General features: G+C 70.1%; 5 protein-coding genes. 2 read left to right on the forward strand and 3 right to left on the reverse strand.

The features are described from left to right. The first annotated feature begins 47 nt into the window (after positions 1-47). Positions 48-2,477, forward strand: coding sequence for a glycogen/starch/alpha-glucan phosphorylase (locus tag Afe05nite_RS34320; protein ID WP_203821445.1), 2,430 nt, complete (start codon positions 48-50; stop codon positions 2,475-2,477). 392 nt (positions 2,478-2,869) lie between these two features. Here Afe05nite_RS34320 and Afe05nite_RS34325 read toward each other — a convergent pair whose 3' ends face one another. The 3 genes from Afe05nite_RS34325 to Afe05nite_RS34335 form a co-directional block, all read right to left on the reverse strand. Beyond that, complete coding sequence (locus Afe05nite_RS34325; protein ID WP_203821446.1) at positions 2,870-4,150, reverse strand: cellulose binding domain-containing protein; 1,281 nt, start codon at positions 4,148-4,150, stop codon at positions 2,870-2,872. Between the two features lie 80 nt (positions 4,151-4,230). After that, positions 4,231-4,632, reverse strand: coding sequence for a cupin domain-containing protein (locus tag Afe05nite_RS34330; RefSeq protein ID WP_203821447.1), 402 nt, complete (start codon positions 4,630-4,632; stop codon positions 4,231-4,233). A gap of 46 nt (positions 4,633-4,678) precedes the next feature. Next, complete coding sequence (locus tag Afe05nite_RS34335; RefSeq protein WP_203821448.1) at positions 4,679-5,617, reverse strand: ketopantoate reductase family protein; 939 nt, start codon at positions 5,615-5,617, stop codon at positions 4,679-4,681. A 91-nt stretch (positions 5,618-5,708) separates the two neighbouring features. Between Afe05nite_RS34335 and Afe05nite_RS34340 the strand changes: the two genes are divergently transcribed. Then, positions 5,709-6,269 carry a TetR/AcrR family transcriptional regulator gene (locus Afe05nite_RS34340; RefSeq protein ID WP_203821449.1) on the forward strand — a complete coding sequence of 187 codons (561 nt, stop codon included), beginning with the start codon at positions 5,709-5,711 and terminating at the stop codon, positions 6,267-6,269. Positions 6,270-6,602: the final 333 nt, after the last annotated feature.

Raw genomic sequence — 6,602 nt, forward strand, 5'->3', positions numbered from 1 at the left:
CACGCAACCGACAGCTGCCGGCAATCTTCCTGCGGAAGGGTGCGGACATGGACGTACGCAACGGGATGGGCCTGCGCCCGCTGGGCACCTCGGCGGCCGAGTTCGAGCAAGACCTGCTGAGCAACCTCTACTACCGGCGTGGCACCACCGTCGAGTCGGCGAGCACCCAGGACGCGTACGAGACTCTGGCCCTGACCGTCCGGGACCGCCTGGCCGAACGCCGGGTCCGCACCGCCGCCGCCCAGTACGCCGCCAACCCCCGCTGGGTCTACTACCTGTCCGCCGAATACCTCCTCGGCAAGCAACTCGAGCAGAACATGCTCTACTCCGGCACCGACCGGATCGCCCGGATCGCCCTGCGGCAGCTCGGCCTGGACCCCGACGAGGTGACGGCGCTCGACCTCGAACCCGGCCTCGGCAACGGCGGTCTCGGCCGGCTCGCGGCCTGCCTGCTCGACGCCATGGCCACCCTCGACATCCCGGCCGTCGGCTACGGCATCCGCTACGACTTCGGCATCTTCAAACAGGACTTCCAGGACGGCCGGCAGATCGAACGCCCCGACGACTGGGCGTTCCAGGGCAACCCGTGGGAGTTCCCGGCCCCCGACGACCAGCAGACCGTCTTCTTCTACGGCCACACCGAGAAGGACGCCGCCGGCCGGACACTGTGGATCCCGGGCGAGGTCGTGTTCGCCGAACCCAGCCACATGCTGGTGCCCGGCCACGGCACCGACACGGTCAACATCGTCCGGCTCTGGCGCGCCCGGGGCAGCCACTCCTCGTTCGACCTCTCCCGCTTCTCCGCCGGGCAGTACGCGGAAGCCGTCGACGAGGCCGTGCACGCCGAGAACATCAGCAAGGTCCTCTACCCGGACGACAGCACCGAGTCGGGCCGTGAACTGCGCCTCAAGCAGCAGTACTTCCTGGTCTCGTCGTCGCTGCGGGACATCATCCGGCGCTTCCGGCTGCGCAACTCGGACTGGACCGACTTCCCGAAGAAGACCGTCATCCAGCTCAACGACACCCACCCCACCCTCGCGATCCCGGAGCTGATGCGGCTGCTGGTCGACGAGGAGGGGCTGAGCTGGGACCTGGCCTGGGCGATCACCAAGCAGACCTTCGCCTACACCTGCCACACGCTTCTCCCGGAGGCCCTGGAGACCTGGCCGGTGCACATGTTCGAGCGGCTCCTGCCCCGGCACATCGAGATCGTCTACGCGATCAACGAGATCTTCCTGACCGAGGTCCGCAACCGCTTCCCGGCCGACCTCGACCGCGTCCGCCGGATGTCGATCATTCAGGAGGAACCCGAGCGCCGGGTCCGGATGGCGAACCTCGCGGTGGTCGGCACCCAGGCCGTCAACGGGGTCGCCGAACTGCACTCCCGGCTGCTCGCCGACATCACCCTGCGCGACTTCGCCGAGCTGTGGCCGGAGAAGTTCCACAACGTCACCAACGGCATCTCCCCGCGGCGCTTCGTCAAGATGGCCAACCCGGCGCTGTCGGACCTGATCACCGAGGGCCTCGGCGGCGACGCCTGGATCACCGACCTCGACCGGCTGGCCGGCCTCGAACCGCTGGCCGAGGACGCCTCGTTCCGGCTCCGCTGGCGCGAGGTCAAACAGGCCAACAAGGTGCGCCTCGGCCTCGGCGACCCGGCCTCGTTGACCGACGTGATGATCAAGCGCTTCCACGAGTACAAGCGCCAGCAGCTCAAGCTGCTGCACATCATCACCCAGTACCACCGCATCAAGCAGAACCCCGGGCAGACCTTCGTGCCGCGTACGGTCCTGTTCGCCGGCAAGGCCGCCCCCGCCTACCACGCCGCGAAACACATCATCCGCCTGATCAACGCCGTCGCCGCCACCATCGACGCCGACCCGGCCGTCTCCCCGTACCTGAAGGTGGTCTTCCCGGCCAACTACAACGTCACGCTGAGCTCCCTGATCATCCCGGCGGCCGACCTGAGCGAGCAGATCTCGCTGGCCGGCAAGGAAGCCTCCGGCACCGGCAACATGAAACTGGCCCTGAACGGCGCCCTGACCGTCGGCACCCTGGACGGCGCCAACATCGAGATCCGCGACCGCGTCGGCGCCGACAACTTCTTCCTGTTCGGCCTGGACACCCCGGCCGCACTCGAGCTGCGCAACGGCGGCACCTACAGCCCGCGCGCCTACTACGAGCAGGACGGCGAACTGCGCCGCGCCCTGGACGCCATCCTGGACGGCAAGTTCGCCGGCGTGGGCCGCGAGGTCGCCGACAGCCTGCTCGGCTGGGACGAATACCTGACCTTGGCGGACTACCGCACCTACGTGGACGCCCAGGACGACGTCGACGCCGCCTGGCAGGACACCGAGTCGTGGACCCGCCGGTCCATCCTCAACACCGCCCGCAGCGGCTTCTTCTCCGCCGACCGCACCGTCCGCGACTACGCCTCCGAGATCTGGCACGTGACCCCGGTCAAAGTAACCCGCTGACCGTCCCCCTCCCCCACGGCCCGGGCCACCCAGCCCGCCGCCCCCGCCCGTCGGCGGCCCGCTGCCGGCACCTGCGGCGCCCCCAGTTCGGCTAGCTGCCCACAATCCCTGCGGGTCGTCCGCGCCGCCCGTTGATCAAGGGATCATCGGGCTCGGCGAGGGCCATCCGGGAGTGCGTTGAGGTTCTCTCCGAGGCCGACGTGCGCTTTGGCGCTGCGGGGCGGTTCCGGCCGACACTCGAGGATGGTGGGCGCTGACGCCGGCGGCAACATTCGATCGAGCGACAGATCATGCCCGACCGCAAAAGGCGAGTCAGTGAAAATGGGGCCTCGGACTGCTCCGGAGGCCCCATTTTCCACGAAAACGCGTAACCGGAATTGCGGGAAGCCCGGTCAGGGGGTGGAGCAGGACACCGAGACGGGAGCGGGGGTGCCGGTTCCGATGTAGCCGAACGTGGTGGACGCGCCGGCTGCCAGGGCACCGTTGTAGCTCACGTTTCCGGCGGTCACGGTGCTGCCGGAAACGGTGTAGGTGGCGCTCCACAACGAGCTCAGCGACTCGCCGCCGGTGAAGGTCCACCGGGCGGACCAGCCACTGATCGGGGCGGCGCCGGCCTTGACCGTCACGTTGGCCTGGAAGCCGCCGTTCCACGTGCTGGCGACCGTCGAGGTGGCGGTGCAGGCGCCGGACGCGGAGGTGGGGGAGGTGGACGGGCTCGGGTCGGGGGACGACGTGGTGGTCTGCGGGGTCGGCGAGGTGGTCGAGATGCCGCCGTCGCTCGTCTTGTAGGACGCTGCCGTGTAGGCCGGCGAGCAGCGGGTGGCGCACGACGTGGGCAGCGCGAAGCCGTACTCGCGGCCGTTGTTGATCAGTTGGTCGTTCGCGTCGCGGACGCGGATCGTGAAGCTCGACGAACCTGCGGTCGACCCCCCGATGATGTACGACTGACCCATGTCACTGTTCATCTTGGCGGTGACCCAGGAGCCGTTCTGCAGGTACTCGACGCCGTGGATGCCGTTGGCCAGGTGACCGACGGCGATCGCCGGCCAGTAGAGCTGCGCGCCCTGCAGGAAACCGATCTTGATGTCGCCGGAGTAGGCCGGGGCGGGCGCGTACTCCCAGCTGACGTGCCGGTTGTTCCAGTGGTCCGGGTAGAGGTCGGGGGCGAACTGGTTGAGCGCCCCCTTGGCCAGGTCGAGGTGGTTCGGGTCGTCGCGGCACCAGGCGTTGGTGTCGCCGCAGCTGTCGGCGACCTGCATCATCAACGTCTTGCCCTGGTAGGCGTCCGACACCCACGAGCCGTTGCGGCAGAACGCCTGGCCGGGTGCGCCGTCGTTGACCCCGGTGCAGTAGTCGTCGATCGTCACCCGCACCCAGCGTCCACAGTTGAGGCCGTTGTTCCAGGCGCCGATCTTGGTCGCGTCGGTGACCGGGCGCGGATAGAAGTTGTAGTCCCCCGGGGTGTTGTAGACGTTGAGCGCCACGAAGTTCTGCGTGTCCAGCTCCGCCTGGGGCAGGCCGCAGCCGCCGAACGGGGCGCCGAGCGCGTCGAAGTAGGTGGCGTTGCCGACGACCGGGGCGGCCTGGGCCGACGGTAGGGCGTAGCCGAGGAAGAAGGCGGCGGCGATCGCGGCGACCGCCGCGGCCAGCCAGGTTCGAGTACGGGAGGCCATCACGGTTCTCCTTCTGGACAAACGACGTGGGAGCGCTCCCATCGTTGACTGTCGATGCTAGACCCGAACGCGCGGGAGAGCTAGAAGGTCGGCTCCCAGGGGCCGTCGACCACGGTGGCCTCGTCCGGCGAGGAGACCGGCCACGGCGGCACGGTGGCGGCGACCACCTCGAGCGGCGCGCCGAGAGCGCGGAACTGGAAGTGTGTGCCGAGCGGGATCGTCAGGCAGACACCCGGTCGCAGCTCGACGGTCTCGGTCACCCCGTCGGCGCGGCGCCAGATCTCGCCGGTGCCGCGCACGACGTACCAGATCTCCTGGACCGTGCGATGGACGACCGCCTTGGCCACTTCGCCGGCGGCAAGCCGGAATTGCGCAAAGCTGCCCGCGCCGGGAATGACGCAGAGCGGTCGCACCTCGGAGCCGTCGGGCGCCGAGACGACCGGAGCGGCGCCGATCGCGACGGTCTCGAACGGCTCGCGCACGACTCCCCCAAGGACCTGGCTCGCTACGGGAGACGAGCCTATCGCTCTAGCCGGCGGCGAAGTACGGCTCGGCCGCCTCCAACCGGGGCACGCGGACGCCCAGCCGGCGCGCCTCGGCCAGCGTGTCGCGGCAGACCGCGCGCAGTTCCTCCGGGTTCGCGTGCGCTGCCGTCAGCATGCGCGCCGGCGGGAAGTGGTTGAACGCCCACGCCAGCGCCGGCGCGGCCAGCCGGAGCGGCGCCGTGAACGGCCGCAGCTCACCGCGATGCCGCCGCAGATCGACACCCCGGGCCTCGGCCAGCGGGAGCAGTTCGCGGGTGGCCAGGATCGCCTCGCGTAGGTCGGCGGTGCGCAGGCCGGCGAGCGAGCCCCGCTTCAGGCTCTGCGTGTGCAGGCCGGCGTTCTGCAGGAAGTGGATCAACAACCAGCCGCGGAAGTCGGAGTTCTCACTGATCCGGAACCCCGCCCCGCGAAACACCTCGCGCACGGCCCGCTCGCGCTCGGTCGGCGGCCGGTCGAGGGTGCCGGCGAAGACCAGCGGCAGCAACGCGCCACGCAGCAGCCCGTCCTCGCCGAAACCGCCGCCGGCCCCGGGAAAGCCCCAGGCCACCTGATCGGCGCGGAGGTGCTCGACAGCGGCCAGCGGCTCGACCCACAGGTTGTTGAACACGAGCACGGTGGCCCGGCCGACACGCGGCCCGAGGAAGGCCGCGGCCTGCGCGAAGCCGTAATGCTGCACGCTCAGCACGATCAGGTCGAAGTCGTGGTCCGGTTCCAGCGACTCGCGGTAGCGCACCGGCCACTTCGCCACGACACGCTTTCCCCACGGCCGGCGGCGGGCGTCGAGAATATCAAGATCAATTACTGGGCCGTACGCCTCCGCGCGCCCCGGCCGTACGAAGAACTCGACGTGATGCCCCGCCTGCTCCAGGGCCCACCCGTACAACCCGCCGATCACGCCCCGGCCGAACATCAAGATCCGCACACCGCACCCCTAGAAGCCAGGACTATACAATCGGAGATCATCTCCAGTTACAAAATATGGAGACAGTCTCCACTTGTCAAACGAGGCCCGCGTGACCGATGCCAAGCCGCTGCGCGCCGACGCGCGCCGCAACCGTGCCACCCTGATCGCCAAAGCCCGCGAACTGTTCACCGACGGCTGCTTCGACCTGCGCTTCGACGACTTCGCCAAACTCGCGGGCGTCGGCACCGGCACCCTCTACCGGCACTTCCCCACCCGCGAAGCCCTGGCCGAGGCGGTCTACCAGGAAGAATTGGCCGCGATGTGCGCCCGCGCCGCCGAACTGCGCACCACCCGGCCCGCCGACGAGGCACTGGAGTCGTTCCTGCGCGGCTTCGTCGACCACCTCTGCGCCCACGAGGGCCTGGCCCGCACCCTCACGTCCCTGATGGCCGGCCAGTCCGCCGCCCTGGCCGACGGCACCCGCGCCCTGACCCAGGCCGTCGCCGACCTCCTGACCACCGGTGCCGCTTCCGGCTCGCTCCGCGACGACGTGGGCCCCGGCGCCATCATGATGGCCCTGCACGGCATCTGCGCCGCCTACGACCAGCCGACCTTCAAGCCCGACGCGGACGCCCTGATCACCCTCCTCCTGGCCGGCCTCAAACCCTGACCCGGCTCGGCTCGGGTGGGCCCGGCTCGGCCCGGCTCAGCTCGGCTCAGCCCGGCCCGGCTCGGCCCGGCTCGGCTCAGCCCGGCTCAGCTCAGCCCGGCTCAGCTCAGCCCGGACCTGCTCCGCCCGGCTCGGACCCGCTCTGCCCGCTGAGATCGGGCCGCGTGCCGTGGCCCGCGCCGTCGGGGATGAGGTCCCGGTCGCGGCCGGCGCCGTGAGCGATCCTGCCTCGCACCGGACCCGCGCCGTCAGGGATCAAGGAGCGGTCCCGGCCTGCGCCATCAGCGATGTGACGCGCCCGGCTCGCGCCGCAAAGACCAGGCCCCGCACACC

It is taken from the genome of Paractinoplanes ferrugineus (genome assembly GCF_016862195.1).
Taxonomy (GTDB): domain Bacteria; phylum Actinomycetota; class Actinomycetes; order Mycobacteriales; family Micromonosporaceae; genus Actinoplanes; species Actinoplanes ferrugineus.